Genomic DNA, 25,012 nt, shown 5'->3' with positions numbered 1-25,012 from the left:
ACGCCGTGAATATTCTCCTGCTCACCAGCGAGTTCGCCCCCGCCACCGGTGGAATCGGCACCTATTCGCGGGAGATCGCCTCCGCCGCTACCGATCTCGGTGCTGACGTCACGGTGATCGCTCCGGATTACGCTCAGGATACCGCGACCGCGGATCGCGCTTTGCCTTTTGAAGTCCGACGTTTTCGCGGCGGCCTGCATTCGATGCGCGATCTTCCGTGCAAGATCCTGCTCGCGCGAAGCCGTGTCCGGATGGAACGCTACGACGTAATCCATGCCGCGGACTGGCCGTTTTTCATCCCGGTGGCACTTTCACGGGGCCTGACGCAAGCGCGCCTGCTGATGACCGTCCATGGCACGGAGATCAACGAGACCCAGACGCCGCTCAAACGCCTCGCGATTCGAAGCGCGGGCGTATTCGGGGCGCGAACCGAGATCGTCGCCAACAGCGGGTACACGAGAGAATTGTTCCGCGAGCGGTTTGCCGTCGACGCCCAGCGTATCAATGCCGTACAGCTCGGCGTGTCGGAATTCTGGTTCGGTCAGCGGAATGGTCGGGCCGCAACACGGGCAGCGTACGGACTGGCGCCCGACCGGCTTGTTGTCGTGACGGTTGCCCGGATCACACGGCGCAAGGGGCATCTCGTCACGCTTGCCGCCCTTTCCACTCTTTCCGGAGAACTGCGCAGGCGCATCACCTGGCTGGTGATCGGTCCGGACGGCGAGCCCGACTATGTGGATGAATTGAGGCGACTCGCCGCGACCACGGACTGCGATGTCCGCTTTCTCGGTTCGCTGCCCGACGAGCAGATTCGCGACATCTATGGCGCGGCTGACTTCTTTTGCCTGAGCGGCGTGCCGGATGGCTCCGGCCGGGTCGAAGGGTTCGGGCTTGTCTACCTGGAAGCTGCAGCCACGGGCCTTCCGAGCGTGGCGACCGCGATCGGCGGCGTTCCCGACGCGGTTCTTGCCGACGAAACGGGGCTGCTCGTGCCGCCATCCGTAGAGGCTGTCGCGCGCGCCATCGCAGAACTCGCCGAGGACACCGATGCACGATCCCTTCTCGCGGCCGGCGCTTCGGCCCATGCCGCCGCCTTGTCATGGGAACGCTGCGCGGCCGAAACCTACGGCCTGTCTCGATCCGCAAAACGAAGCGTCGAGAATATTTCTGACGGGCTCGCAGTGGCGGTCAAGGCGCGCCAGCCCGATCCCACGCCGCATCCGGCCTGATGCGTCATGAAGAGATTTGCACTGATTGCCAGTTTTCTCGCACTTGCCGCCGGTACTGCGCGGGCCGACAACTGCGGCAAGAGCCGTGAGTACTTGCTTGGCAGCCTTGGCGGCGACCTCGCGCTTCCGCCGCAGGCGTATGAGGATTTGTTCAAGATATGCCTGGCGGCCGCCGCCATGGCGAATGTCAGGGATGCCTACATCTTGAAAGATGGCGGCATCGCGGTGATTCCAAAACAGGACAGCGTCGCGGCGACTGCAGCGACGCTCTCTCAATTCTGCGACGCCTATCCCCGCTCTACTTTGCACTTCCTGACACAAAAGGAACTGCTCGAAGACAAGTCCATGGTGGCCATCGTGAAGATATCATCGACGTCATCGACATCGTGTCAGAAGATCAAAGGCACTTTCTGAGTCATGGCCATACAATCGCGATATTGCAACGCAACGATCCCGTTACGATTACGAAAAACGAGAGCTACCGCATGATTGACGTTTCGCGCCGTCGCCTTTTGCAACTGGCTGCTGCCAGCGTCGCCGCGACCAACGGGCGCGTTGCCGTCGCGGCGCCCACACCGGGTCTGGGCGCGATCGCCGCCAGCAAAGGCCTCCTGTTCGGCTCAGCAGCGGCGGAGGTGATCGATACCGATCCGGCATATCGCGATCTCTACATCACGCAGACGAAAATCATTACGACCGACGTCGCGCTGAAGATCGGACGGATTGCGCCGCAGCCCGGCCCCAAACATTTCGAGAGCGCCGACAGGCTGCTCGCTTTCTGCGATCAGCATGGGATTGCAATGCGTGGACACTGCCTGATCTGGAACGAATGGAACCCGGACTGGGTAAAAAAGCTGACCACCGGCGAACGGCGGATCTTTTTCGATTCCTATATCGACGAGGTTGTCGCGCGATATTCGGGAAAACTGCAGTCATGGGACGTCGTCAATGAGCCATTCTGGCCCGGGCACAAGGCGCCCGGTGGCTTCCGGCTTGGCCCCTGGTACGATGCCTTCGGCCCCGATTATGTGCGCCGCGCCTTCGAACGCGCAGCAGCGGTCGATCGCAACACTAAATTCGTGCTGAACGAGGCGCAGACCGAACGCGACGACGAACTCGGGCTCGCCGTCCGCCGCGGGCTATTGAAGCTGGTCGCCGATCTGAAGAATGCCGGCGTGAAGATAGATGTCGTCGGCCTGCAGGGACATCTGCAACCGCAATATCCACACGACCCCGCGCGATTCGACGAATTCGTGCATGCGCTGGCCGATCTGGGCGTCGACATCTACATCACCGAGTTCGATGTCTGTGACGACGTCTTTCCAGACGATGTCACCGCCCGGGATGCGGCCGTCGCCAGGACAGCACAACAGTTTCTGGAAACGACGCTGCGGCATCCGGCCGTCAAGGCATTGATCACCTGGGAACTGGCCGACAATTACTCGTTCTATCGTGGAATATTCCGAGCCAAAAACCCGACGGCGGCGCGGCTTCCCCGCCCTCTGCCCTATGACGACCGGATGCAGGCAAAACCGCTGTGGGGCGCCATCGCGCAAGCCTTCGAGAACGCCCGGCGTCCTGATCACGCCACAAACGGGCAGGCGCGCTGACCAATAAAGACAGGAAGACCGGCATGCAGCTTTCAAGAGCCGTCACGGAAACAGCGTTGTTGCTCAAGAAGCATACGCCACGCTTTTATGCATCGATTCGCAATAATGCGCCGCGCAAACTCCGTTCGATCATCAACGAACGGATGACGGTGGACAGCCTTGGCACCGATAGCCCGAAACAGGTCTTTACGAATATTTTCAGAAGGAACTGGTGGAACAACGGCGAGAGCCGCAGCGGTTGGGGGGCGGAACTGAAGCGAACGGTGTCGGTCAGAGCCGCGCTCCCCGAATTCGTTCGCCGTCACTCCATTCACTCGCTGCTGGACGCTCCTTGCGGCGACTTTCACTGGATGAGACATGTCCACTGGCCATCCGGCTTTAGATATATCGGGGCCGACATTGTTCACGATCTCATCGTCGAGAACCGCGGCAAATATCCCGATACTGAGTTCCTGGAGCTCGATGTTCTCCGCGAGCCGCTACCAGACGTCCACGCATGGCTGGCGCGGGACCTCATGATCCATTTTCCTGACGAAGCGGTCCGGATCGCCATCAATCAGTTTCGGCGATCCCCCATTCGTTATCTGTTGGCGACCACCTATCCCAATGCACGACAAAATGCCGACATCAGGTATGGCCAGGTGCGCCACCTGAACCTGTGCGCACCGCCCTTCAGCCTGCCGCCGCCGTTTGAACTGTTGCGCGAAGACGACGATCCAGACACGGGACGGGTCATTGGCGTCTGGCGGCGGTCCGATATCGAATGAGGCCGCGCCCGTTTTTGCTTGCGATGCGCCGGCCGTGGACGGAGATCATGCATAAGAACATCCTCGTCCTCATCATGCTGGGCATGGTCGGCGCTTGCGCCGCCCAGGAGTCACGATCATCGGACGCCAGACCATCGATGCCCTTTGCCGGTACCGCAACCATGCTGGACGACGGCACCCTCTCGCTGCATCTGCGCCTCACCAGCGACGGCAAGCCCGTCGACGATATCATCACATACAAGGTCAGCGACCACGCCTATGACGATATTCTGCGCCACGTCGGCGGCCTTCGTCCCGGCGATGCAAAGCCGTTCAGGCCGTGGAAGGATTGAATGTCGGCAACCGCCCTCACCATCAAGAGACATGCTCTTGCGCGTTCCCGTTTCGGAAAAGCAATCGGATCGTGCGAACACCAGCAAGCGCCTCCAGATGCCGCCACTTTGCTGACTCAAGGCAGATGAAGGGTGAGAGCACTTTCACTGCAGCACATTCGTTTTCGCAACCACGCTTACGGCCAAGCATAGCCCCGATGGAGTGTTGCCATGCTATTCGCTAACTCTGGACGCCTGCAGTATTCGATTTCCGACATTCCCAACTTCCTCAGGGCTCGCACGCTTGCTGCGAAAGCCGACGCCTCGATCGATCAAGCGAGGTTTCAGGAGGTAATCGGCAGGCATGCTTCGGAGGGATATGACAGTTACAAATATTTTGACAAGCAACTGTGGCTGCGGTCGAAAATGATGCGCGCGATCGAATTGGGGCTCGACAAGTCGGCGTACGCCTCGGTCCTGGATTTGGGCTGTGGCGCCGGCTATTTCCTGTATTGCTGCAAATACCTTGGCCACGACGTCCACGGCATCGACCTTCCGGACTATCCATTCTATCGCGACATGATCGCGCTTTTCGGTCTGTCCAGAACCGGCTTTCGGATTGAAGCATATAAGAACCTGCCGGCTATCAACCGGCGGTTTGACGTCATCACCGCTCACCAGATTTGCTTTAACGGACACAAGACGGAGAGCTTGTGGGGAATCGGCGAGTGGGATTTCTTCCTCGGCGACCTTGAAGAGAATTACCTCAATCCCGGCGGTATCATTGCGCTTGAATTCAACGAGGAGCCTTCAATTGGCTTCTATACGAGGGAATTGCGGACGTATTTCGAATCGCGGTCCGCCCGTATTTTCAGAGGCAGGGTGATCATGTCGCGCGACAATCTACGTTCGCAATTGTCGCCAGCGACCAGCCGCGTTGTTGCGGCGGCGACTGCTCGATAGCCGCCGGCGGGTCGAACCGCGCCATTGGGTTGGGCTCCGCCCAAGGCTGACCGTTAAGGCTTGTGCGGCGTCGAGCTGCAAAAATCCTGTGGTAGCGTGCCGTGCCCCGCGCTCTAAAGCCCCGCTGGTGATGCAAAGGAAATCCGGGAGTCGTAATCCGCAAAACGGCCGATCGACTGACGCGCCGACTTGCTGCCCCCGGGTTCGTTAAGTTGCCGTTGCAAACCGTCGTGGGTTTGAAATGCAGCTCTCATGGAATGCTCGAACAGCGCGGCGACATTTTAACCGTGACGGATTTTCGGGCTGGTTTTGACGGCTGGAGCCCTACGATCGATTGCATTGTTGTCCACCTTGAGGCCCCCAAGGGCCCGCTCTTCATGGGAATCGTTGGGGGTGTTGTGGTCTTGGCCTGACAAGGACATGCCGCGGCGGCGCAAGACGCTTGTCCATACGTCGGCTTCGAACATTGACAACATCGGCGCTTTTCTATGTTATGTAACTAGATAGTTAAGGGGCCTTCATGATCACCGGAACGACAAGGCTTTACGCCATCATTGGCGATCCCATCGCCCACGTCCGGACGCCGATGGCGTTCAACGATTATTTTCTGGCACGAAATATCGACGCGGTATGCCTTCCGGTTCATATCGGTCGCGACGACCTCCCGAAAGGCTGGGCCGGCCTGAAATCGATCGCCAACCTTGACGGCTTCATCGTCACCGCGCCGCACAAGCAGGAGTCGGCGCGGCTTTGCGACAACCTCGAGGGCGTGCACACCAAAGTCGTCAACACGGTACGCCGCGAGCCGGACGGCAGCTTCAGCGGCACCCTGCTGGACGGCCGCGGTTTCGTGAGTGGATTGATCAAGCAAGGCCATCAGGTCAGCGGCCGGCGATTTTATATGGCCGGCGCCGGCGGGGCCGGCACCGCTCTCGCCTATGCGCTGGCGGACGCCGGCGCCGCTGCGCTGACGATCCATAACCGCACGAGGTCCAAGGCCGAAAAGCTGGTCGCCGACGTCGGCGAAGCATTTCCCGGCATCGACATCCGGGTCGGCACCGCCGACGCCGGCGGACACTCGGTTGTCGTGAATGCAACGTCGCTGGGGCTGAAGTCCGACGATGGCCATTCATTCAATCTCGCCAGCGCCGATCCTTCCGCACTGGTCGCCGAGGTCGTGATGAAGCCCGACATGACGCCCTTGCTGATCGCCGCCGAGAAGCGTGGTCACGCCATCCACTTCGGTATCCACATGCTCAATAGCCAGCTCGATCTGATGATGCAATTCCTTGGGCTCGACGGCTCGGATGCCCGATAAGCAAACGTTCCCGCAGCTCGGAGTCCAGCCGCTACTCGTGGACCTGGCCGATGAATTGGCTCGCGCCCGCGCCGAGGCCCGCGTGCTCGAAGCCGGCCCGTGGCGCGCGAAGATCACCAGCGTTGACGAGGCCTACCGGATTCAGTCGCAACTCGCGACGCGCGCCGGCAACGCCGTCCGGGGCTGGAAGGTCACGGCGCTGAGCACCGAGCAACAGCGGGGCTATCTGACCGGCCGCCCCGTGGCAGGCGCCCTGCTTTCGCCTTTCGTGCATACGGCGCCGTCGGTGCTCTCGGCCGCGCAATTTGTCGTCCCCCTGCTCGAATGCGAAGTGGCGTTTCTGTTGGGCGCCGACCTGCCGCCGCGCGACCAGGACTATACGCGCGGCGAGATCGAGGCGGCGGTCGAGGCCGTTGTTCCGGCGATGGAGATCGCCGACAGCCGCTGGCCTGCGAATGCCCCGGACCTGTTGAAGCTTGCGGACTCCATGGGCAATGGCGCCTTCGTCACCGGCGCGCCTGTCCGCAATTGGCGCAGGCTCGACCTCGACAATCTGGCTGTCAACCTGACGCATGACGGTAGCGTCGCCGAGCGCGGCAGCAGTGCGCGCATTCTCGGCAATCCGCTGCTGGCGGTGATCGCATTGGCAAACGCACAGCCATTGCCGGCGGGTGGCCTGAAGCGCGGACAGTTCGTCACTACCGGCACCTGTACCACGCCGATCCCGCCAAAGCCCGGCACTTATGTCGGGGAGTTCGGCGCCCTGGGAACGCTGCGCCTGGACTTTGTTCCTTAGTCCAGCTCTCTTGGTTCGGCCGTCGTCTGAGCTACGAACTTCGGGGAATGGACGGCACCGACCCACCGCTCTTCGCGACGCCGCCTTCGGCCGAGGACCTCCGGGAGGCTTGCTCTAAAACTTCGCGTCGCGTTTTTCCTGGAACGCCTTGATACCTTCCAGCCGGCCTTTGTCTGACATGCAGATGACGTGGAGTTCGTTCTCGTAACGCAGACCCGCTTCCAGCGGCGTCGACATTGCGGCGCGAACCGCGGCCTTGATGGCCTGCGTCGCGGTCGGGCTGAACGAGGCAATCTTTCTTGCCATCTCCATTACCCGCGCCGTCACCTGGGCGTCATCGACCACTTCCTCGACCAGACCGAGGCGTAGCGCCGTTTCGGCATCGACGGGATCGCCGGTGAGCAACATCCGCATCGTCTGCCCGACGCCAACGAGGCGCGGCAGCATCTGCGACGCGCCGCCGCCGCCAAGCCAGCCGCGCGTGACTTCCGGGCCGCCGATCCTTGCGCTGCGTCCGCATATGCGGATATCGGCCGCGATTGCGATTTCCATACCGCCGCCCAAAACCCAGCCCTTCAACGCCGCGATAACCGGCTTTTTGATATCGCGCACCAGGGCCGCGTATTCGATGCGGTCGCGGAATGCCATGACATCCGACAGGTTGACCAGGGTATTCAGATCGCTGCCGGCCGAGAAGGCACGCTCCCCGGCGCCGGCGATCGTCACGACGCGAATATCGCGGTTTGAGTCGACAGCGCGGCAGACCGCCTGCAATTCCTGCGTCATTTCCGGCGTGATCGCATTCATCTTGTCGGCACGGTCGAGCAGGATCTGGCCGATGCCGTCGTCGATGTTGAGCGTGACGCGTCCGGTCATGACGGCACCTTTGCAGAGACTGTCCCGGCCTGTACGCCGCTGGAGCGCCGCTCCACTTCCTGAAGGATGCCGGCGACGTCGAGACCGGTGCCGAACCGGTCGATCATGTCGCCGAACATGCCGACCAGACAATCCAGCAGCGTGAAATGCATGCCCGAGTCAGCCGCGAGCGCCTTCGCCGTGCGGAGATCCTTGAGCTGGTATTCCGCCGGTCCGCCCGGCACGAAATTTCGCTCGACCATGCGTTCACCATGAATATTGAGAATCCTGGAATCGGCAAAGCCGCCCATCAGGGCCTTGCGCACCGCAGCCGGATCCGCGCCGCCCCTGGCGGCGAAATGCAGGGCTTCGGCGACCGCGACCATGGTGGCGCCGACAATGATCTGATTGGCGAGCTTTGTCATCTGCCCGGTACCAACCGGACCGATGTGCGTGACACGCCCCATCGCGGCGAAGACGTCGGCAATTCCGTTGACCACCCTAACGTCGCCACCGGCCATGATCGCGAGCGTGCCATCGCGCGCGCCTGGCTCGCCGCCCGATACCGGCGCGTCGATATAGTCGATTCCCCGCGCCGCCAGCCTCGGCGCCTGAGACTGGCAGGTCTCGACGGGGATCGAGCTCATGACCACCAGCACCGATCCGGCCGCCATCGTCTCCGCCGGCCTTTTCCCGGCGTGATCTGGCGAAAACAGGACCTCCTCCACGACAGGACCATTGCTCAGCATGACGATCACTACATCGGCATCGGCACAGGCCGACGACGGACTGACGGCAATCTTCACGCCGAATCGCGTGAGCTGGCCGGCCTTATCCGCACTTCGGTTCCAGACCGTGACAGGAAAACCGGCCTGCGCCAGCCGCCGCGCCATGTGGGATCCCATGATGCCGGTGCCCAGCAACGCGATGCGGCGATCGGAAGCAGTCGGCATCGATTATCCCACCTGAGCTTTTTTCAGCAGCGCGAGCTTCTTGAATTCCGGCGACTTCTTGTAATGCTGGTCAAGCGGATAGCAGCCGGAGACGATGCCGTTGCGCGGCGCGGTGGTACAATCGCTGAAGGTGCGGCAGTTGCGCTTCTTGTTCACCGGTTTGCCTTGCAGGATGTCGAGGGGCAGTTCCGGATAGGCCAAGACCATGCGACCGAGACCGACGAGATCGACCCACCCCATGCGGACGACGGCCTGAGCCACGTTCGGAAAGAACTCCTGCAAATAGGTGTAACCGGAACCCATGAGGCAGAAATCCGGAAAGGCGGCCTTGAGTTCACGCACGACCGAGAGCTGACGCATCACACCGATGAAAGGATCTTCGGGCGGATGATAGCCGTCGGACGGCGGATACAATGCCGGCCGGATCAAATGCGGGTTGTAATACGGGCTCGCTGCCGTCACATTGACGAACCGCACGCCCATTTTGCGCATGATTTCGAACAGCGCCTTGGTTTCGGTGAGATCGTATTCGAGCGGATTGTCCGCATTGCCGCCGAACGCGTAGGGATAAGGTACGCTGTGATTTTCCGGCACGCCGGGACCCAGCGCTCCGGGCACCGAAAGCGCCGGGTCGGGCTTGAACGGCACGGAATCGAAGGCGGAAAGCCGGACGCCGATCTTCAGCCGCGGCGCTTCGGCGCGAATCCCCTCGACAATCTCGCGCATGAATCGCGTGCGATTTTCCAGGCTCCCGCCGTAGGGGCCGGGCCGCTCAACAGCGCTGAGGAATTCGTGTCCGAGATAGCCGTGACAGTGTTTGACGTCGACGAAATCGTAACCGCAAGCCTCGGCGCGCTTCGCGGCAACGATATAGTCATCGATCAACCGCTTGATCTCGTCGTCGCTGATCACCGGCCGTTCGGGCGGATAACCGAATTTGCGGTCGAGCAGCGGGTGATTATAGGCGATGATGGATTCGAATTTGGTGTTGTCGTTCGGCTTGCAGAAGCGGCCGGAATGGGTGAGCTGCAGCCCGATCACGAGGTCGTCGTCATTGCCGGTCGCTTCCTTGTGCCCGGCGATGACGATGTCGCGCAAGGCCGCGATTTCACTCTGGCTTTCCGCGGTCATGGTGAGCTGCTTCGGATTGGCGCGACCGTCGAAACGCACCGCACAGGCTTCTCCACCCCAGATCAGCTTGGCGCCGCTGAGCCCGAAACGGCGCCAGCGCCTCTTGGTATTCTCCGACGGCCTGCCGTCGCGTTCACAATCCCAGCCTTCCATCGGATGGATCGCCAGACGATGTCCGATTTTCATGCCGTCGACTTCAATCGGCGCCGCCAGAGGCGATTTCGGCCCGTGAGCGACGATGTCGTCGCACGGCATATCGATCCCGAGGGATTGCAGGTAATTGCGAAAGCCCGCGACGCCATCGAGCGAGCCAGCCTTGGGATAGTCGCCAAACTTCATGTTCTCTGCCTTCTTACAAGAGATAGCGCCACACGATGGTGCTCAGAGCGCCTTCACATAAGCCATGATGACATCGACAGCATGTGCGCGCCGAAGTCTGCGTTCGGCCGGGCTGCCCAGCGACCGCGCGAACGCCACCGACAGCGTCGCCGAATTGGAAAAGTAGAAGTAGCTCAAGGCAGACATCGAGATATACAGATGCAGCGGATCGATCCCGGGCTTGATCTCGCCTTTGGCAACGCCGGCATCGAGCACGGTGCGGATCACGTCGACCAACGACAGATTCATGTCGCGCAGCCGCCGCGAGCGCTTGAGATAGGCCGCACCAAGCATGTTCTCGCCGGCCAGCAGCGCGATGATCTGCTGATTTTTCTCGCAGTAATCGAACTTGAATTCGACCAGCGTTTTGATGGCCACAAGCGGCGCGAGGTTGGTGAGGTTGAGCTCCCGTTCCGCCTTGCGCATGGCGCCGTAGGCCCGTTCCAGCACAGCGAGATACAGCTCTTCCTTGGAGCCGAAATAGTAGTACAGCATGCGCTTGTTGGCCGCGGCCTGATCGGCGATGACGTCGACGCGCGCGCCGGCAAACCCCTTGGTGGAAAATTCGATTTCCGCGGCGCCAAGCAACGCCTGGCGGGTTCGTTCCGCGTCCCGCACCGGCTCAAGGGCCGCTTTTGCCTTCGCCGATGGCGCCGGCCGCTTCGTTTTGGTGGTCGCCGCAACAGCCATCACGACACCGCCTTTGTCAAAAACCGGTTCAGGCGCTGCGAACGAATCGGGCGCTCCTTGGCGGCAATGATAGCGGCGAGTCCCATGGCCTCAGGACGAAAAATGCGGGAATCCATCTCTTTCAACGCCGGCGAAACGTCCGGCCGAAACTGCATCTGTGCAAATATATCGCGCTCGAGATCGATACCCGGCGCGATCTCGATCAATTCCAGGCGACCGGCTTCGTTGCGCCGAAACACCGCCCGCTCGGTAATGTAGAACGCCCGCTGACCGTTCTGCGCCGCCAGCGCGCCGGAATAGGTCACCTGCTGCACCTTGCCGACGAATTTCTTTTCCGCGCCTTCGCGGCCGATCCGGGTCCGCCCGTCCGTCCAGGTGATATCGAGGCCCCCGGCGGTGAAAGTGCCGCTGAAGATCATGGTCTTGGCGTTCTGGCTGATATTGATGAAGCCGCCGGGCCCGACGATCTTGTCGCCAAAGCGGCTGACGTTGACGTTGCAGGCTTCGTCGACTTCGGCGAACGAAAGAAATGCCAGATCGAGCCCGCCGCCGTCGTAGAAATCGAACTGATAGGGCTGGTCGACCATCGCCTGATAGTTACGGCCCGCACCGGGTTCGTTGCCGGTCGCCGGCACGCCACCGATAAGGCCTTGCTCGTTGGTGAGCACGACGTCGTCGATCGCATTTTCTTCGGCGGCCAGCGATGCGATTCCGGTCGAGATCCCGGAACCTAGATTGCAGATCGCGCCACTATAGAGCTCAAGGGCGGCACGGCGTGCCACGACCTTGCGAACCGAAAACGGCAGCGCAGCGATATTGCCAAGCGGCACCTTGATCTCGCCGGCATAGGCTGGATCGTGCGCGGTGAAGAAGGTCTGGGTTTGCCCGGGGTCGACCACGATCAGATCGACCAGCATGCCGGGGATTTTCACCTGCTTCGGCGGCAGCGTACCCCGCAACGCCATACGCTTGACCTGGGCAATAACGATGCCGCCGGCACGGCGGGCAGCCTGTGCCATCGAGATCATCTCGCCGAAGACCGCCTCGTGCTCCATCGTGATGTTACCGTCCTCGTCGGCGCTGGTACCGCGCACCAGCGCGACGTCGACGTGGAAGGACTTGAAAAACAGATATTCCTTGCCGCCGACGGTTGTCAGTTCGACAAGATCTTCGGTCGCCTTTTCGCTTTGTCTGCCGCCGCCAAGGCGCGGATCGACGAAAGTGTGCAGACCGACATGCGTGGTAAGACCGGGGCGGCCTGCCGCCATTTCGCGTGTCAGTTGCGACAGGCAACCCTGGGGCAGCGTATAGGCCTCGATCGCGTTGGCGGCGGCCATACGCTCGACTGGGGGCGAGTCCACCAGCGTGCCGCAGACCACGCGCTTCAACAAACCGGGATGGGCCAGATGGCCGATGCCGCGGTTGGCGCGATCGCCGAGACCCACAGGATGCACCGTGGTCAGATTGCGCGGCGCGCCTTCGGCCAGAAAGCGTTTGGCGATCGCCGCGATCAGCGTATCGGGCACGGAATGTCCGGCGCCAGAGCCGCCGATCAGCAGCGTATCGCCGGTGGCAACAAGTTCCGCAGCTTGATCGGCCGTTACGACACGCGGCGCCATGTTCGCTACGCCGCCACGCCGTGTACGCGCAGCGCATCGCCAGGGGGAGATGCTGCCGGATCCAGCCGGCCTTCCTTGTTGGACGAATTCACGATCCGCATCTTCAGCAACCCGACCGACAGCTAATAAGTATCTAGTTAGTTATAAGAGAAACAGCGGGGCCGAGTCAACGCGATAGCTCACTGAGCCGATGTCATGAGCGCCATCGGGCTTGAGACTGGCTGCCATCCTCATTACGCAGCACATCAATCCATCGCCAGCACGCCTTTCGACTTGAAAATGTCGCGAATGCGCGTGGAGTATTCGTGAAACCGGGCGGGAAGCTGGTCCAGTCGCCGCGGGCGGGGCAAGTCGATGTCGATGATCTCGACGATGCGTCCGGGCCGAGGTCCCATCACCACGACCCGGTCGGCGAGCAGCACCGCTTCCGGTATGCTGTGAGTGATGTGCAACGCGGTCTTGCGGGTTTCCATCCACAGCCGCTGAATATCCATCGATATCTGTTCGCGCGTCAGCGCGTCGAGCGCGCCGAACGGCTCGTCCATCATCAACATGCTCGGGCCGTGGACGAGCGCGCGGCAGATCGACACACGCTGGCGCATGCCACCGGACAATTCGTAGGGCTTCTTGGTCTCGAATCCTTCGAGCCCGGTTGCCTTCAATAGATTCCGCGCGATCGGCTCATATTTGGCGCGTTCCAGCTTGCGAATGTCGATCTGAAGCATCACGTTCGACAGCACATCGCGCCAGTCGAGCATGATGGCTTCCTGGAATACGATGCCGACGTCGGTCTGCGGTCGATCGACGCGTTTGCCGGCAACCGTGATGGTTCCCGACGTATAGGGCTGCAATCCCGCGACCATCTTGAGGATGGTGGTTTTGCCGCAACCGCTCGGTCCCACGATAGCAACGAACTCGGATTGCTTGATATCGAGATTGATGTCGCCGCAGGCTTCGACCTCTCCGGTCTTTGTCTGGAATTTCTTGCCGACATTCGTCAGCCGGATGTAAGGTTGGCTCATTGCCTGCGAATTCCACTGTCAAATCACGCGAGACGAAAAGTCTCTCCGCGGCTTGCCGCGGAGAGACGGGATATCGGGGTTACTTTTTAGCGGGCATATACGGCGGCTGCGCCAGATATTCGTTGGTGTAATACTTATTCAGATCTGCCTGCGCGGTCAGGCCGGCGTATTTCTCCAACAAATCCTGGCTTTCCTGCCAGTCTTCCTTGGCCGACCAGAACAAGGCCTTGCCCTCGGTGTGCTTGGTGTTGGTGATCGTAAGCGTACCGTTGATTTCCAACAACGCGATCTCGGTGTTGAAAGCCGGTGCATGCTTCAAAAAGATCTCGGCCGCCTCATCGGGATGTTGCCGTGTATATTCCCATCCGCGTTGCGACGCCGCCAGAAAGCGCCTGAGTCGATCCTGATTCTTGGGATCCTTGACCCAATCATTGTTGATGATGATCGCGCTGCTCAAGGTCGAGATACCGGCCATGTCATAGAGCCTGGTCCAGCCCATCTTCACGCCGCTCTTGAGCTGCATGCGCGGACCCTGATCCATGAAATAGCCGAGCAAGGCGTCGGCCTGGCCGCCGAGAACGGCCTGTTCTTTCGCCGCCGGATTGGCGACGGTGACGAGCTTCACGTCGCTGACCTTCATGTCGAGCTTGCCCATGAAAGCGGTGAAGATCGCGAGACTGGCGTCGCCGGCAGTGATCGCAATCCGACTGTCCTTGATTTCCGCGACTTTGTTCGGCCGCGGATTGTCGGCGCGGTAGATGAACGCCATCGGGCTCTGCTGCAGGGTCACGCCGACGGCTCTGATCGGCATGCCGGCATTGATGCCGCGCATCATGGTCGCCGCATCGACATAGGACACCGGGTTGGTGGCGTTGGCAGTCAGCTGCGCGACCGTCGTCGAGCCGCTGCCTTCGAGGATCTCGACGTCGAGGCCGACGTCCTTGTAGAACCCCTTGTCCAGCGCCACGAAGAACGGCGCGTGCTCGCCATACAGCGTCCAGTTCAGGCGAAACGGAAACTTGTCGAGCGTCTGAGCGCCGGCCGGCGCGGTCAGCGTTATGGCGGCGGCCGCCAACAGCGATCGTAAAATCTCCCTGCGCTTCATGGTAATCATTTCTTCCCTACGATTTGTCTTCGCCTTCGCGGCGAAGCTCTATTTGACGTTCAATCAGAATTCGCTTCGGGCTACATGGTGCCTGACTCCACCCGATGGGTGACATGCCACGGGATCAGGAAGCTCTCCAGCAATTCAACGATGTAATAGAAAACCAGACCGATGATGGTCAGCGCTACGATGGTAGCGAACATCAGCGCGGCTTCCATGTTCGAATTGGTCACGAGCAGCAGATAGCCGAGGCCTTTGTCGGCGCCGACGAATTCGCCGACCACCGTGCCGGCGATCGCCAATGTCGCCGCCACTTTCAGGCCGCTGAACAGATACGGCAGGCTGGTCGGCAGCCTGAACCGCGCGAACACCTGCATGCGCGTAGCGCCCATCGAGCGCGCGAGATCCGCCATTTCCGACGACATCGAGCGCAAGCCGACGGCGGCGTCGATCACGATTGGAAAGAAGGAAATCAGGAACGCGACCAGGATTTTCGGCGTCGGTCCGACCCCGAACCAGACCAGGAACAATGGCGCAATCGCCACCTTGGGAATGATCTGGAAGAACAGCATTGTCGGCATCACGAGTTGATTGAAGCGCCGCGATGACGTGATCGCGATCGCCAGCGGAATTGCGATGCCGACCGCCAAGGCATAGCCCGCCAGCATTTCGTAGACGGTGATCCAGCCGTTACTGAGCAGCAGCGGAAGTTGACTGATGAAGGCGTGGCCGATGGCTGAGGGTGAAGGCAGCAGATAGGCCGGCACACCCCAGGCGACCACGAAAATCTGCCACACCAGCAGGAAGCACACGACGCCGGCCAGCGGTGTCAGCTTCCTGAGAATGCCGGTTGCGGCCGCGCTCGCCGCCCCGGTATCGGGTTTTGCAGAATCACTCACGAGAGCCATCGTTCCCTTCCCAGCCGACATCGTTCAATCGTGCGGCCTTGTTCAACGTATCAGAGGCTTCAAACCGGTAAAGCTGCCCGGGCCTCCGCCACGTTCATCATCGACTTTAGTACTGCATCCGGCAGCTCTATCCCCAACCCCGGCCCTGCCGGCACATGCAGGCTATCGCCGCGCGGACGGAACAACGGGTCCATCGTACCCCGGTCTGCGAGATATTGCGGGCCGTTGACTGCGGCGGGAAGCTCGAGGCCGGCCCAAGCGAAGAAATGCGCGGTCGCCGCCATCGATAGTTCGGGATCGGTGAGCCCTGAAGCAAACAGCAGCAGTCCGCTTTCCCGGAGAAGCTGCGCGATCCGCGTTGCGTTCCACAAGCCGCCGCAGCGGGCTACCTTCATGGCGATGCCGTCGAACATTCCCAGCGCAATAAACTCGGCCACTTCGACGGGCGAGATGATGCCTTCATCCATCAGGATGGGCAGCGCACCCTGGCGCTTCAGTGTTTGATAGGCGCGGATCCGATTCGGAGGCAGGGGCGATTCAAGCCCTTTAAGGCCGAGATCGGCGAACTTGGGAGCCATCGTCAACGCGGTGTCGAGATCGTAATTGGTATTGGCGTCGCACCAATGAAAGCCGTTAGGCGCGAATGTCACGATTGTGCGAACGAGCTCAAGATCGTAAGCCGGCGACTGCGGAGCGCCGACTTTGATGTTGAAGCTGTCGTAGCCAAGCGCGCTGCCCTGTTCCAATTGCTTTTCGACTCCGCCAAGCGTCGGAGACTGGATCGTCCAGCTGAGCTTGATTTGCTTCTTGCGCGCACCGCCCAAGAGATCGCTGACCGATTTGCCGGTCTGTTTGCCCCAGAGGTCGTAACAGGCCAGATCGACGCCTGCCTTGCACAACGGCTGACCAACCGAAAATGACGGCCGGATCGCGCGCTCCATGCGTGCATGAACGTCGGCAAGGTCGCTCGGATCGGCGCCAAGAATGGCGGGAGCAAGATAATGCCGCAAAGTCGATTCGACGCTTTCGACCGTCTCATAGGTCCAGGTTTCGATCGGCACGGATTGGCCCCAGCCTTGCACGCCGTCCTCGTCGGTCAGCCTGACCAGTATCGACGGCCGCGAACCCGACTTGAAGAACTTGAATTCTCCAAGCAGCGGATAGTCGAACCGTTTGATGTCGACCCCGGTAATCCGAGCCATCTTGGTCGCAATCCTCTCAAGGTTTCCTCGGCCCTCCCCTGTTTTGCGACCTTATCCTGGCGTCGCAGCGGGGTTGGCACCGAGTTTAACTATCTGGTTAGATCGGCGCGAGCAAAATTATCGGGCGACCGGAATTTCCTCCGAAAAGGATGCTTGGGCTGGACAGCGTCGGGTGCGCGGAATTCGCATGACTGACGCATATCCGTACTGTTTGGGCACGGGGCCCGGACCCGATCCGCCAACGCGGTCGCCTTCGCCGTGCGCGAGTCATGGCTTAGTTGCGGCCCTCGTAGAGGTCGCGGCCGAGCACGAGCGCGCGGATTTTGCCGTCGGCAATGCCCCGCTTGAGCATCCAGAAGCCGCAGTCGGGATGGATATATTTCACCCGGCCGACGCCCAGAATCTTGTCGGCATGCTCGATCGCACGCGCAATGGATTCAGCGGATTCGACGACCGTCTGCTTGATGTCGACGACGCCCAGACCGAAGCCGATCTCGGGCCGCAACTCCTTGAACACCGCGAGTTCCTCGGGCGGGCGATGCGCGTTCTCCATGACGATGTGGTTCACGTGCAGTCTGTTCAAATAGTCGATGAGCTTGTCCCAGCCGCCCTTCTGAATGGTCTGGCCGCCGTAATTGCCGAAGCACAGATGCACCGCAGGTACGGTCGGGATGGCGTCGAGCACCCGGTTCATGGCATCCGCCGCCCACTCCCATTCCTCCGGGCTCCCCGGCAGGTTGGCTTCGTCGACCTGGATCACATCCGCGTCGATATGCTTGACTTGTTCTGCCAGCACGTCGGCGATCGCCATGGTCAGTGCCGCCTTGTCCTTGTAATGGTTGTCCAGCAGCATCTTGGCGAGCATGTGCGGACCGGTCAGCGTGAATTTCAATGGCCGCGTCGCCAGCTTTCGCGCGCGCGTGCAAGCGGCCGGCAGATCGAGCGAGCCCGGACCGATGGCGCCATCAACCACGCCTGGCGGACGGCTGCGGAATTTATGATCCGACGATTGCTTGAACGCCAGCCATTCGGCCAACCCGATCTCGTTGCGCACGCCCGACATCGGTCGCACGAAATATTCGATCATGCCGTTGGTCTCGGGATGGTTGACATCGAACCGGTAAAGTTCGCCGTCGCACACCAGATCGATCCCCGCCTGCTCCTGGGTGTCGATCACGACGCGCGTCGCGTCGATCACAGCTTGCTCGGATGGCAGCGCCACCAGCCAGTCCGGCACCGGATAGGAGCCGACCGTGGTGGTAAGGATGCGGGCGTTTTTACTGGTATCTGAAGCTGACATTGATGGATGTTCCCTGGGGCTGGTTTTTTCTTGTTCGGCCTGAGCGCGTCAGGCGGTCAGACGTTTTGATCGTGCGGCCTTTGACGCGATTCGCGTTCCCTTCACCAGCGCGTCGAACTTGGCCCACACGATGGTCTCGTGTATTTCGTCATTGCCGGCAAAACTGGCAAAGCCGCAATCGGTGCCGGCGATCACGCGCTCGACGCCGAAAGCATCGATCCAGCGCCCAAGCCGTTGCGCGACCGACTCCGGATGCTCCACCATGACGTTCGATTGCGTGATCATGCCTGGGATCATGATCACGTCGTCGGGCAGGTTCGCGTCGCGCCACGAGGTCCACTCGTGTTCGTGCCGCGGGTTGGCCGCCTCGAATGAAAACGCCCCGACATTCAGTCGCCCGAGAATATCGACGATATGCTTGATTTCGATGTCGTGGACACGTGGCCCGAAATTGATGCCGTAGCAGGTGTGGAAGCGGACCCTGTCCTTCGGAATGCCTCGCAGGGCGTGGTTGATCGCATGCACCCGCAGCTCGATCCACCGGCGGCACTCCTCCAGGCTCTTGTCCGGATGGCAGACATAATAGGTGACCAGATGGGGATCATCGACCTGGAGGACAAACCCTGCATCGACGATGGCACGATATTCCTCCCCGATCGCCTCGGCGAGGGCGAACAGGTAGTCCTCCTCGGACTTGTAGAAGGCGTTGCGGTTCCAGTCTTCGATACTCGACACCGATGTCGAAGGCACAAACGCATCAGCGACATCGACATCTTCCAATGCGGCTTTCAGATTGTCGAGATCCGTCCTGAGGGCTTGTCCGCCGCGGTATTTGACCTGGCCGGTGCAGAGATAATGGGTGTGCCTGGTGTGCACGTTGGCCAGTTGGGGGGCATAGAATTCGGGAAATTCCCGGACCTCGCGGGAACCGGCCCATGGGCTTTGATTCCGGTGGGTGCTGTCGGGCTCAAACCCGGCAAGGCGCTCGTTGATATAGGTGATGAAGCTCGGCTTGCTCATCTCGCCGTCATCAACGATGTCTATGCCAAGCTCGACCTGCTTGCGGACGATATCCGTTACCGCCTTGCGCACGCGGGCGTTAAACGCCGCATCGTCGATCTTTTGACCCTCGCGACGCGCGACGCTGATGGCGTGAAGCTCCGTCGGGCGCGGCAAGCTGCCGACATGGGTGGTGAGAATTTGATCGGCGCTATGCTTCATGGCGTTTCCGTTTTTTATTGGCGCCACGAACTCTAAGCCTGTTAACTATCCGGTTACAAGGGGGGCCGCCTCTGCCGATTGGCCTACTTTGAATGCTGGCTGCGGGCTTGCGTATGGTGCCGCGGATGTCTTTACGTCGGACGTCCGCTCTGCGCGCCGAATGCGGTCATTCCGCTGACTGCGTCCTTGCTGCAGCAGACATGTGACGGCTTCTTCGGGGCGGGTTCAACTCCGAAGCAGGAGGCCGTGCGGGTTCGTCAGGAGCGGATAACAGCCAACGCCACTGTAGGGGCACGCCATCCCTGAGTCTCAGGGCGGCCGCCCCCAGCGCCCCGATCAGCTGCGAGGCCCTGCCATGGACCCGACCCATCCGCTCTGACCCGGCGCGAGGACCACCACGGTCGTTCCCATCTTCACCCGATCAAAGAGATCGATGACATCTTCGTTGGTCATGCGAATACAGCCGGATGATACAGCGTGGCCGATATATTCCGGCTGATTGGTGCCGTGGATGCGGTACAGGGTGTCCTTGTTGTGCTCGTAGAGATAGAGCGCCCGCGCGCCCAGCGGATTGGCCGGACCTCCGGGCACGCGTGCCGGGTAGGGGCCGAGTCGCGCCTGAATCTCCGGCGTCGGGATCCAGTCAGGCCACTCAGCCCTACGGCCGACCGTAGCGACACCGGACCAGGCCTGCGCCTCCTCGCCCACCGCCACACCGTAGCGGATCGCCTTGCGTCCTGGCAGGACGTAATAGAGGTAACGCTCGTCGGTATCGACCAGGATCGTGCCGGGCGCCTCCCTGCGCGAATAGTCGACGATGTGCCGGCGATAGGTCTCTGAAATGCTCGCCTGCGCATAAGGCGGATGGGCCAGCAACTCCCGGTCCCGTTGGGTAAAACTGGCACCCGACGACGGATCGAGTGTCGATTGCATGCAACCGCCGAGTACGAACCCGAGCAGCCCCACGAGCAACAACGCGCTTCCGGACCTCGGCACCGCCTGTCCCCCCACAGTGTCACATCCGGCTATTTGTTCCCCGAATAGTGCAGAAAAAAAGGCCGATGGGAGGCGCGATCATGTCGGCTTGCTGCTCAGAGTAGCTTGGCGCGGATGAACAGCGCGCGTAACGCATTTGTCGCCTGCACAGTCAACATCGCGTCCCCTGCCGCGCTCTGAAGACAGCTTACGGCGTCAGCATGCAGCGATCTGAACTCCATCCACTCAACTGAACTGAGATTTGTTATGAACTGATAAGCTTGGCCAACGGTGGCGATTGAAACGGTCTTGCCGTTCAAGCTGATTTTGAACGTCGTCCGCAGCGGCGTGTCGGAATTTGATACTTCGCTCATGACTTGGTTCTGGAACAAGGAGGAATCCTTAAATTCGGAGTTGTCAGTGGACGTCCGCTTTGGTGCGTATTCGCTACTGCGTTGGCGTGTAGCGAATCGATATGACAGGCTCGCGGCTAACTATCTGGCCTTCATCAAGCTCGCATCAATTCGCATTTGGCTGCGTGCCAACGAGTCCGTTCCCTATGCCTGTTCGCCCCAAGGCTCCGCGTCTTGAGTCCACGCCCTGGCTCGGAGCTCTTCCGACACCGTTCACTGCTTCAGACGACCTGCGTCATGATTGTGAGGTTGACCGCCGCGATGCTGATATCGCATCGCTGAGGCTTGGCACAACGACGAGGTGCTTGATCTCGCCGTCCGAGAACGCTTTTAGAAACTTCTCATAGTACTTGATCGACACACAGCCGTTGGAATCGCCGTTGGGGCCAAGCATATAACTGTGCGCGAGCAATCCGGACCGCCCGAGCGTGCTGTTGTCACCGACCGGGATCATGCGGAGCGCCTGGACGCCGTGAAACAGTTGTTCGCGAGGTTTCAATTCATACACATTTGGCGGCGTTGCACCGACCATTCGCTCGTTCACGTGTGCTGGATCGTCCATCAGACTGCCGAATCCTGAATGCGCCTCCAGTTTTGATCCATCCGGCATGTAAACGGTACGCGCAGAGATGTCATAGACGGCGGTGAGGCTGTCGTAGCCAAGAGACGAGAGGTTCGGCCGATTCGCGAGCAGCCCGCCATCGGGAGCCAGCGACGCGAGTGTTATACGCCCCGGAAGCAGATCGGAAAGCTTCTGCAGCAGCGTACGATCGTTGGACTGAGCCGTAGCAGGAGGCTGAGCCGCAGGGGGCCCGGACTGTAATTCGAGATTCGCCTCAACCGGACGAGACCTGGGAATGGGAACGGCAGCGACGCCCGATGGCGTTGTCTCCTCGACAGCCGGTTTGCTGGTGGTTGTTTCCTCGGCGCTCGTTTGCTCGGTGCCCGGTTGCTCGAGAACGGCTACCCGCCAGTCCTGAGATTGCAGTTTTTGGGCGAGACGGCCTTTCGCCTGTTGAAATTTGGTCTCCAATTCTGACGACAAGGATCGAACCAGCAAACGCGGCGGGATGGCCGTGGACAAATCGGGCGCCGAAGCCACCGAGAACCGGTCATCGAACGATGCGGCGATATCTTTCGGAGCAGCGGAATTTGCGACCCAGGCAACCGGATCGAGATCGCCGATCCAGGCCGCCGCCACTCCCGACGCCAATGCGAAAGCCGCAATAGCCAAAGGAATCGTGGCGCTGGATATGGTGCCACGACCCAACGGAACCTTCCCGGCCTTCAATGCGATGTAGGCCATCCTACCCCCGGTTCGACGCCTCGGAGAATCCCCAAAGAACCCGCGGCGCAACCGACCCTATCATGGGAGCCAAAGTGCGGCATAATCGAGACAATCGGGGGCAGCCGGAGGCTTTCCACCGACCTGGAATCGTCCTTAATGGCATTAACCAAATCCACAATTCGCCGATGCCGGTGGCCGCTTCGCATCCAAGACAGCATTCGAAAGAGCCCGCTAGCCTTGCCCGGGGCAGGGAACATGGCGAAGCTGAAAACCAAAAAGGAAGGTCACGCCCCGTTGCTGAGAACTTATGGCCACCAGCGACCTGATTCCTGCAGGGCCAGCAAATGCCATTTAACTTCCAGGCACCGGATTTCGGTGGTTAACCTTAAGCGCTCGGGAAAAAAGCAAAAGCCTAATAAAATCTCGGAGTGGCAGGATTTGAACCTGCGCCCCCTGCGTCCCGAACGTAAGTTGCACCCGAAAAGATGAACAAAAACAATGAAGTTCGCTGAAGATAGATCACCTTTATCGCCGTTCGTTCACGGGGTTTCGGTCGTCAATCGGTGGTCGGCTGCACGTCTCCTCTTCTCGATAAAGAGCGGAAGACCTGCTGAAAATGGCGGTTCGGTCGGTGGATCGGGTGAATGCCTGGCGTCATACGAAGGCACTCAATCCCGTGATAGACTTGCCGACGATCAGCGTGTTCATCTCCCTTGTGCCCTCATAGGAATAGATCGCTTCGGCATCGGCCACGAAGCGTCCGATGTGGTTCTCGAGCAGGATGCCGTTGCCGCCCAGCAACTCGCGCGCATAGCCGACGGTTTCTCGGCATTTGACCGTGCAGAACGCTTTCGCGAGCGACGCGTGCTCATCGCGCATCACGCCTTCGTCTTGAAGTTGCGCAAGGCGGAGCATCATTGCCTGGGTTGATGTGACGTTGCCAAGCATGCGCACCAGCAGATCTTGGACGAGCTGGAATCCGCCGATAGGCCTCCCGAATTGCGTCCGCTCCGTCGCATAGCGGAGCGCATGCTCGTATGCTCCCATCTGGCAGCCTACGGCGAACCACGCCACGCCGGTACGCGTCATCCTGAGAACCTTGGCGGTATCCTTGAACGAGTTGGCGTTCTGCAAGCGGTCGGCCTCGGGAACGCGACAGTCGCTCAGGGTGATCAACCCGTTCTGCACGACCCGCAATGCCATCTTGGTCTTGATCTTCTCGACCGAAAAGCCAGGATTGTCCTTTGCCACAACGAAGCCCCTGACCTGGTTCGAACCTTCCTCTCGTGCCCAGATCACGTTGATATCGGCGAACGTGGAATTGCCGATCCATTTCTTCTGGCCGTTGAGGGTCCAGCTGTCGCCTTCGCGGCGGCATGTCGTCATCATTCCACCTGATGTCGCCGACCCCACTAGCGGCTCCGTCAGACCAAACGAGCCGATCTTGTCGAAGCGCATCATAGACGGTAGCCAGCGTTGCTTCTGCTGCTCGTCCCCGCACAGATAGATCGATCCGGCCGAAAGGCCCGTGTGCACGCCCCAGAACGTCGCCACCGACGCATCGACACGCGCCAACTCCATCGCGACAAGGCCGTTCAGCAGCCAGCTGCCGCCGGCGGCGCCGTATCCCTGATAGCCCACGCCTCCGATACCGAGTTCCGCCATCTTCGGGACGATCTCGAAGGGGAATTCATCGCGGCTCCAATAATCCTCGATCACCGGCGCGACGACGCCTTCCGTGAACTTGCGAACACGTTTGAGCAGCGCCCGCTCGCTCTCGGTCAGCACGGCGGCTATCCTGTAGAAGTCGCCTTCGATTGGAGGTGGAGCGTAGTCCGTTTTCCCGGGTAATGCCGCCTGCTGAGTTGCCATCGGTTCCTCCTGCTATGATTGGTGAGGCCTGCCTGCGTTTGCTGGCTCCTGCAAAAGTTTGGCTTGTCTTTTCGCCGAAGGTCCTCCTGGTTCAGGTCGATTCGCTTCGGCTAATTCTGGCGCGTAATCCCTCAAGACCCTCCTTCATGCGATCTTCGATGTACAACCTCGCTTGTCATCATTTCTCCCCTTCTCGCTGCGCCTGGACATCGCGGCGTTCTCCGAACGTCGAAACGAGACCTCTGACCAAATTGGCCACTCGGGAGAGCGGAGATGATGGCTCGACATGCCTGCTCGCGTCAGCCAGAAATGCCTCGATTATAGCGGCGGTTTCCGCCGGCCGCGTCACGATGAACAGGTGCCCGTCCTCGATCATCCGGAGCTCGGCGTTCGGGATCAGGCCCGCTAGAATTTGGCCATTGATCGGAGGGACCAGTGGATCGTCGCGGCCCATCAGAACGAGCGTCGGCTGCGGCAGCAACCACAGCCACGGCAGACTGGTCCAGCCGCTCATCGCGACAAGCTGATACAGATAGCCCAGGTTGCGAGCGCCATGCATCGCGGCCGCATGGCCGCCGATCAAGGATGGGTCGTGGCGAAAGGCGCCTCCGTAGATATCCGCCGCTATCCTGTTCATGTAGTCCTTGTCGGTGTAGCGGCGCGGCGTCGCCATTTTCCACAACACAGATGGGCTTGCCGGCACCATCGTGAAACCGGGTGCGGTCGCGGCGAGCACCAGCCGCCGGCACAGCTTTGGATATTGATGCGCGAACTGCTGCGCGATTCCACCGCCCCAGGACACGCCGGCGACATCGATCTCCGTGTAGTCTAGCTCCGCAACGAGAGCGGCGCCAAGCCGCGCCAGCGTCGATGGGCGATACGGCAAGAGCGGCCTGGGCGAACCGCCGATGCCAGGCACGTCAAAGATGATCGCCGTCGTACTGGTGAGTGCTTCGAGGAAGGGCTTCGCCAACTCCCAGTTGGCGCCGATCCCGTTGAACAGCAACAACGGCGGCTGCTGGCCGCTGTTGTGCCTGATGGCAACCTGGAGCAACTGCCCGTCGACCTCGATTTGCCGCACCTCGA

At 60.7% G+C, this 25,012-nt stretch carries 24 protein-coding genes; 8 read left to right on the top strand and 16 right to left on the bottom strand.

Annotated features, from left to right (window positions below):
- The first annotated feature begins 5 nt into the window (after positions 1–5).
- The 8 genes from B5527_RS08955 (at position 6) to B5527_RS08920 (ending at position 6,994) form a co-directional block, all read left to right on the top strand.
- Positions 6–1,229 (top strand): glycosyltransferase family 4 protein, encoded by a 1,224-nt coding sequence (locus B5527_RS08955; protein ID WP_079600965.1) that lies wholly within the window; start codon positions 6–8, stop codon positions 1,227–1,229.
- Between the two features lie 6 nt (positions 1,230–1,235).
- On the top strand, positions 1,236–1,643 hold the full coding sequence (locus tag B5527_RS08950) for a hypothetical protein (RefSeq protein WP_245332551.1): 408 nt from the start codon (positions 1,236–1,238) through the stop codon (positions 1,641–1,643).
- A gap of 71 nt (positions 1,644–1,714) precedes the next feature.
- Positions 1,715–2,839, top strand: coding sequence for an endo-1,4-beta-xylanase (locus tag B5527_RS08945; protein WP_079607168.1), 1,125 nt, complete (start codon positions 1,715–1,717; stop codon positions 2,837–2,839).
- A 56-nt stretch (positions 2,840–2,895) separates the two neighbouring features.
- Positions 2,896–3,606: a class I SAM-dependent methyltransferase gene (locus tag B5527_RS08940; protein ID WP_154072114.1), complete on the top strand. Its 711-nt coding sequence runs from the start codon at positions 2,896–2,898 to the stop codon at positions 3,604–3,606.
- A 47-nt stretch (positions 3,607–3,653) separates the two neighbouring features.
- Positions 3,654–3,938, top strand: coding sequence for a hypothetical protein (locus B5527_RS08935; RefSeq protein WP_154072113.1), 285 nt, complete (start codon positions 3,654–3,656; stop codon positions 3,936–3,938).
- 210 nt (positions 3,939–4,148) lie between these two features.
- Positions 4,149–4,880: a class I SAM-dependent methyltransferase gene (locus B5527_RS08930; RefSeq protein ID WP_079600962.1), complete on the top strand. Its 732-nt coding sequence runs from the start codon at positions 4,149–4,151 to the stop codon at positions 4,878–4,880.
- Positions 4,881–5,400: 520 nt separating this feature from the next.
- Positions 5,401–6,198, top strand: coding sequence for a shikimate dehydrogenase family protein (locus B5527_RS08925; protein WP_079600961.1), 798 nt, complete (start codon positions 5,401–5,403; stop codon positions 6,196–6,198).
- A gap of 37 nt (positions 6,199–6,235) precedes the next feature.
- A complete protein-coding gene (locus B5527_RS08920; RefSeq protein WP_154072112.1) occupies positions 6,236–6,994 on the top strand; it encodes a 2-keto-4-pentenoate hydratase in 759 nt (252 codons plus the stop codon).
- 114 nt (positions 6,995–7,108) lie between these two features.
- Here B5527_RS08920 and B5527_RS08915 read toward each other — a convergent pair whose 3' ends face one another.
- The 16 genes from B5527_RS08915 to phaZ all read right to left on the bottom strand — a co-directional run bounded on the left by B5527_RS08915 (position 7,109) and on the right by phaZ (position 25,007).
- Positions 7,109–7,870 carry an enoyl-CoA hydratase/isomerase family protein gene (locus B5527_RS08915; protein WP_079600959.1) on the bottom strand — a complete coding sequence of 254 codons (762 nt, stop codon included), beginning with the start codon at positions 7,868–7,870 and terminating at the stop codon, positions 7,109–7,111.
- Positions 7,867–8,802 carry an NAD(P)-dependent oxidoreductase gene (locus B5527_RS08910; RefSeq protein ID WP_079600958.1) on the bottom strand — a complete coding sequence of 312 codons (936 nt, stop codon included), beginning with the start codon at positions 8,800–8,802 and terminating at the stop codon, positions 7,867–7,869. The genes B5527_RS08915 and B5527_RS08910 overlap by 4 nt, the downstream gene beginning before the upstream one ends.
- A gap of 3 nt (positions 8,803–8,805) precedes the next feature.
- On the bottom strand, positions 8,806–10,272 hold the full coding sequence (locus B5527_RS08905) for an NADH:flavin oxidoreductase (protein WP_079600957.1): 1,467 nt from the start codon (positions 10,270–10,272) through the stop codon (positions 8,806–8,808).
- A gap of 42 nt (positions 10,273–10,314) precedes the next feature.
- On the bottom strand, positions 10,315–11,001 hold the full coding sequence (locus B5527_RS08900) for a TetR/AcrR family transcriptional regulator (protein ID WP_079600956.1): 687 nt from the start codon (positions 10,999–11,001) through the stop codon (positions 10,315–10,317).
- Positions 11,001–12,620 carry an acyl CoA:acetate/3-ketoacid CoA transferase gene (locus tag B5527_RS08895; protein ID WP_079600955.1) on the bottom strand — a complete coding sequence of 540 codons (1,620 nt, stop codon included), beginning with the start codon at positions 12,618–12,620 and terminating at the stop codon, positions 11,001–11,003. The genes B5527_RS08900 and B5527_RS08895 overlap by 1 nt, the downstream gene beginning before the upstream one ends.
- Positions 12,621–12,865: 245 nt before the next feature.
- Positions 12,866–13,642: an ABC transporter ATP-binding protein gene (locus B5527_RS08890; protein WP_079600954.1), complete on the bottom strand. Its 777-nt coding sequence runs from the start codon at positions 13,640–13,642 to the stop codon at positions 12,866–12,868.
- Between the two features lie 79 nt (positions 13,643–13,721).
- Positions 13,722–14,747, bottom strand: a complete 1,026-nt coding sequence (locus tag B5527_RS08885) for an ABC transporter substrate-binding protein (RefSeq protein ID WP_172842517.1) — start codon at positions 14,745–14,747, stop codon at positions 13,722–13,724.
- Positions 14,748–14,827: 80 nt separating this feature from the next.
- Positions 14,828–15,655 carry an ABC transporter permease gene (locus B5527_RS08880; protein WP_172842516.1) on the bottom strand — a complete coding sequence of 276 codons (828 nt, stop codon included), beginning with the start codon at positions 15,653–15,655 and terminating at the stop codon, positions 14,828–14,830.
- A 59-nt stretch (positions 15,656–15,714) separates the two neighbouring features.
- On the bottom strand, positions 15,715–16,857 hold the full coding sequence (locus B5527_RS08875; RefSeq protein WP_079600951.1) for a mandelate racemase/muconate lactonizing enzyme family protein: 1,143 nt from the start codon (positions 16,855–16,857) through the stop codon (positions 15,715–15,717).
- Between the two features lie 274 nt (positions 16,858–17,131).
- Positions 17,132–18,157, bottom strand: coding sequence for a cobalamin-independent methionine synthase II family protein (locus tag B5527_RS08870; protein WP_079600950.1), 1,026 nt, complete (start codon positions 18,155–18,157; stop codon positions 17,132–17,134).
- 48 nt (positions 18,158–18,205) lie between these two features.
- Complete coding sequence (locus tag B5527_RS08865) at positions 18,206–19,378, bottom strand: cobalamin-independent methionine synthase II family protein (RefSeq protein ID WP_079600949.1); 1,173 nt, start codon at positions 19,376–19,378, stop codon at positions 18,206–18,208.
- Between the two features lie 336 nt (positions 19,379–19,714).
- Positions 19,715–20,374: a L,D-transpeptidase gene (locus B5527_RS08860; protein ID WP_079607167.1), complete on the bottom strand. Its 660-nt coding sequence runs from the start codon at positions 20,372–20,374 to the stop codon at positions 19,715–19,717.
- A 95-nt stretch (positions 20,375–20,469) separates the two neighbouring features.
- Entirely contained in the window at positions 20,470–20,727 is a 258-nt protein-coding gene (locus B5527_RS08855; protein WP_079600948.1) for a hypothetical protein, read from the bottom strand.
- A 274-nt stretch (positions 20,728–21,001) separates the two neighbouring features.
- Positions 21,002–22,072 carry a DUF2778 domain-containing protein gene (locus tag B5527_RS08845; RefSeq protein ID WP_079600946.1) on the bottom strand — a complete coding sequence of 357 codons (1,071 nt, stop codon included), beginning with the start codon at positions 22,070–22,072 and terminating at the stop codon, positions 21,002–21,004.
- A 636-nt stretch (positions 22,073–22,708) separates the two neighbouring features.
- Complete coding sequence (locus B5527_RS08840) at positions 22,709–23,926, bottom strand: acyl-CoA dehydrogenase family protein (protein ID WP_079600945.1); 1,218 nt, start codon at positions 23,924–23,926, stop codon at positions 22,709–22,711.
- Between the two features lie 178 nt (positions 23,927–24,104).
- Positions 24,105–25,007, bottom strand: a complete 903-nt coding sequence (phaZ, locus tag B5527_RS08835) for a poly(3-hydroxyalkanoate) depolymerase (protein ID WP_197689292.1) — start codon at positions 25,005–25,007, stop codon at positions 24,105–24,107.
- Between the last annotated feature and the right edge of the window lie 5 nt (positions 25,008–25,012).

It is taken from the genome of Bradyrhizobium erythrophlei (assembly GCF_900129425.1).
Taxonomy (GTDB): domain Bacteria; phylum Pseudomonadota; class Alphaproteobacteria; order Rhizobiales; family Xanthobacteraceae; genus Bradyrhizobium; species Bradyrhizobium erythrophlei_C.
This window is presented reverse-complemented; position numbering and strand designations above follow the sequence as displayed.

Bases quoted from the DNA above. Each gene is read 5' to 3' on its own strand.
- B5527_RS08950 (WP_245332551.1), top strand. From the start codon at position 1,236: ATGAAGAGATTTGCACTGATTGCCAGTTTTCTCGCACTTGCCGCCGGT.
- B5527_RS08945 (WP_079607168.1), top strand. From the start codon at position 1,715: ATGATTGACGTTTCGCGCCGTCGCCTTTTGCAACTGGCTGCTGCCAGC.
- B5527_RS08935 (WP_154072113.1), top strand. From the start codon at position 3,654: ATGCATAAGAACATCCTCGTCCTCATCATGCTGGGCATGGTCGGCGCT.
- B5527_RS08930 (WP_079600962.1), top strand. From the start codon at position 4,149: ATGCTATTCGCTAACTCTGGACGCCTGCAGTATTCGATTTCCGACATT.
- B5527_RS08925 (WP_079600961.1), top strand. From the start codon at position 5,401: ATGATCACCGGAACGACAAGGCTTTACGCCATCATTGGCGATCCCATC.
- B5527_RS08915 (WP_079600959.1), bottom strand. From the start codon at position 7,870: ATGACCGGACGCGTCACGCTCAACATCGACGACGGCATCGGCCAGATC.
- B5527_RS08910 (WP_079600958.1), bottom strand. From the start codon at position 8,802: ATGCCGACTGCTTCCGATCGCCGCATCGCGTTGCTGGGCACCGGCATC.
- B5527_RS08905 (WP_079600957.1), bottom strand. From the start codon at position 10,272: ATGAAGTTTGGCGACTATCCCAAGGCTGGCTCGCTCGATGGCGTCGCG.
- B5527_RS08900 (WP_079600956.1), bottom strand. From the start codon at position 11,001: ATGGCTGTTGCGGCGACCACCAAAACGAAGCGGCCGGCGCCATCGGCG.
- B5527_RS08895 (WP_079600955.1), bottom strand. From the start codon at position 12,620: ATGGCGCCGCGTGTCGTAACGGCCGATCAAGCTGCGGAACTTGTTGCC.
- B5527_RS08890 (WP_079600954.1), bottom strand. From the start codon at position 13,642: ATGAGCCAACCTTACATCCGGCTGACGAATGTCGGCAAGAAATTCCAG.
- B5527_RS08885 (WP_172842517.1), bottom strand. From the start codon at position 14,747: ATGAAGCGCAGGGAGATTTTACGATCGCTGTTGGCGGCCGCCGCCATA.
- B5527_RS08880 (WP_172842516.1), bottom strand. From the start codon at position 15,655: ATGGCTCTCGTGAGTGATTCTGCAAAACCCGATACCGGGGCGGCGAGC.
- B5527_RS08875 (WP_079600951.1), bottom strand. From the start codon at position 16,857: ATGGCTCGGATTACCGGGGTCGACATCAAACGGTTCGACTATCCGCTG.
- B5527_RS08870 (WP_079600950.1), bottom strand. From the start codon at position 18,157: ATGTCAGCTTCAGATACCAGTAAAAACGCCCGCATCCTTACCACCACG.
- B5527_RS08865 (WP_079600949.1), bottom strand. From the start codon at position 19,378: ATGAAGCATAGCGCCGATCAAATTCTCACCACCCATGTCGGCAGCTTG.
- B5527_RS08855 (WP_079600948.1), bottom strand. From the start codon at position 20,727: ATGAGCGAAGTATCAAATTCCGACACGCCGCTGCGGACGACGTTCAAA.
- B5527_RS08845 (WP_079600946.1), bottom strand. From the start codon at position 22,072: ATGGCCTACATCGCATTGAAGGCCGGGAAGGTTCCGTTGGGTCGTGGC.
- B5527_RS08840 (WP_079600945.1), bottom strand. From the start codon at position 23,926: ATGGCAACTCAGCAGGCGGCATTACCCGGGAAAACGGACTACGCTCCA.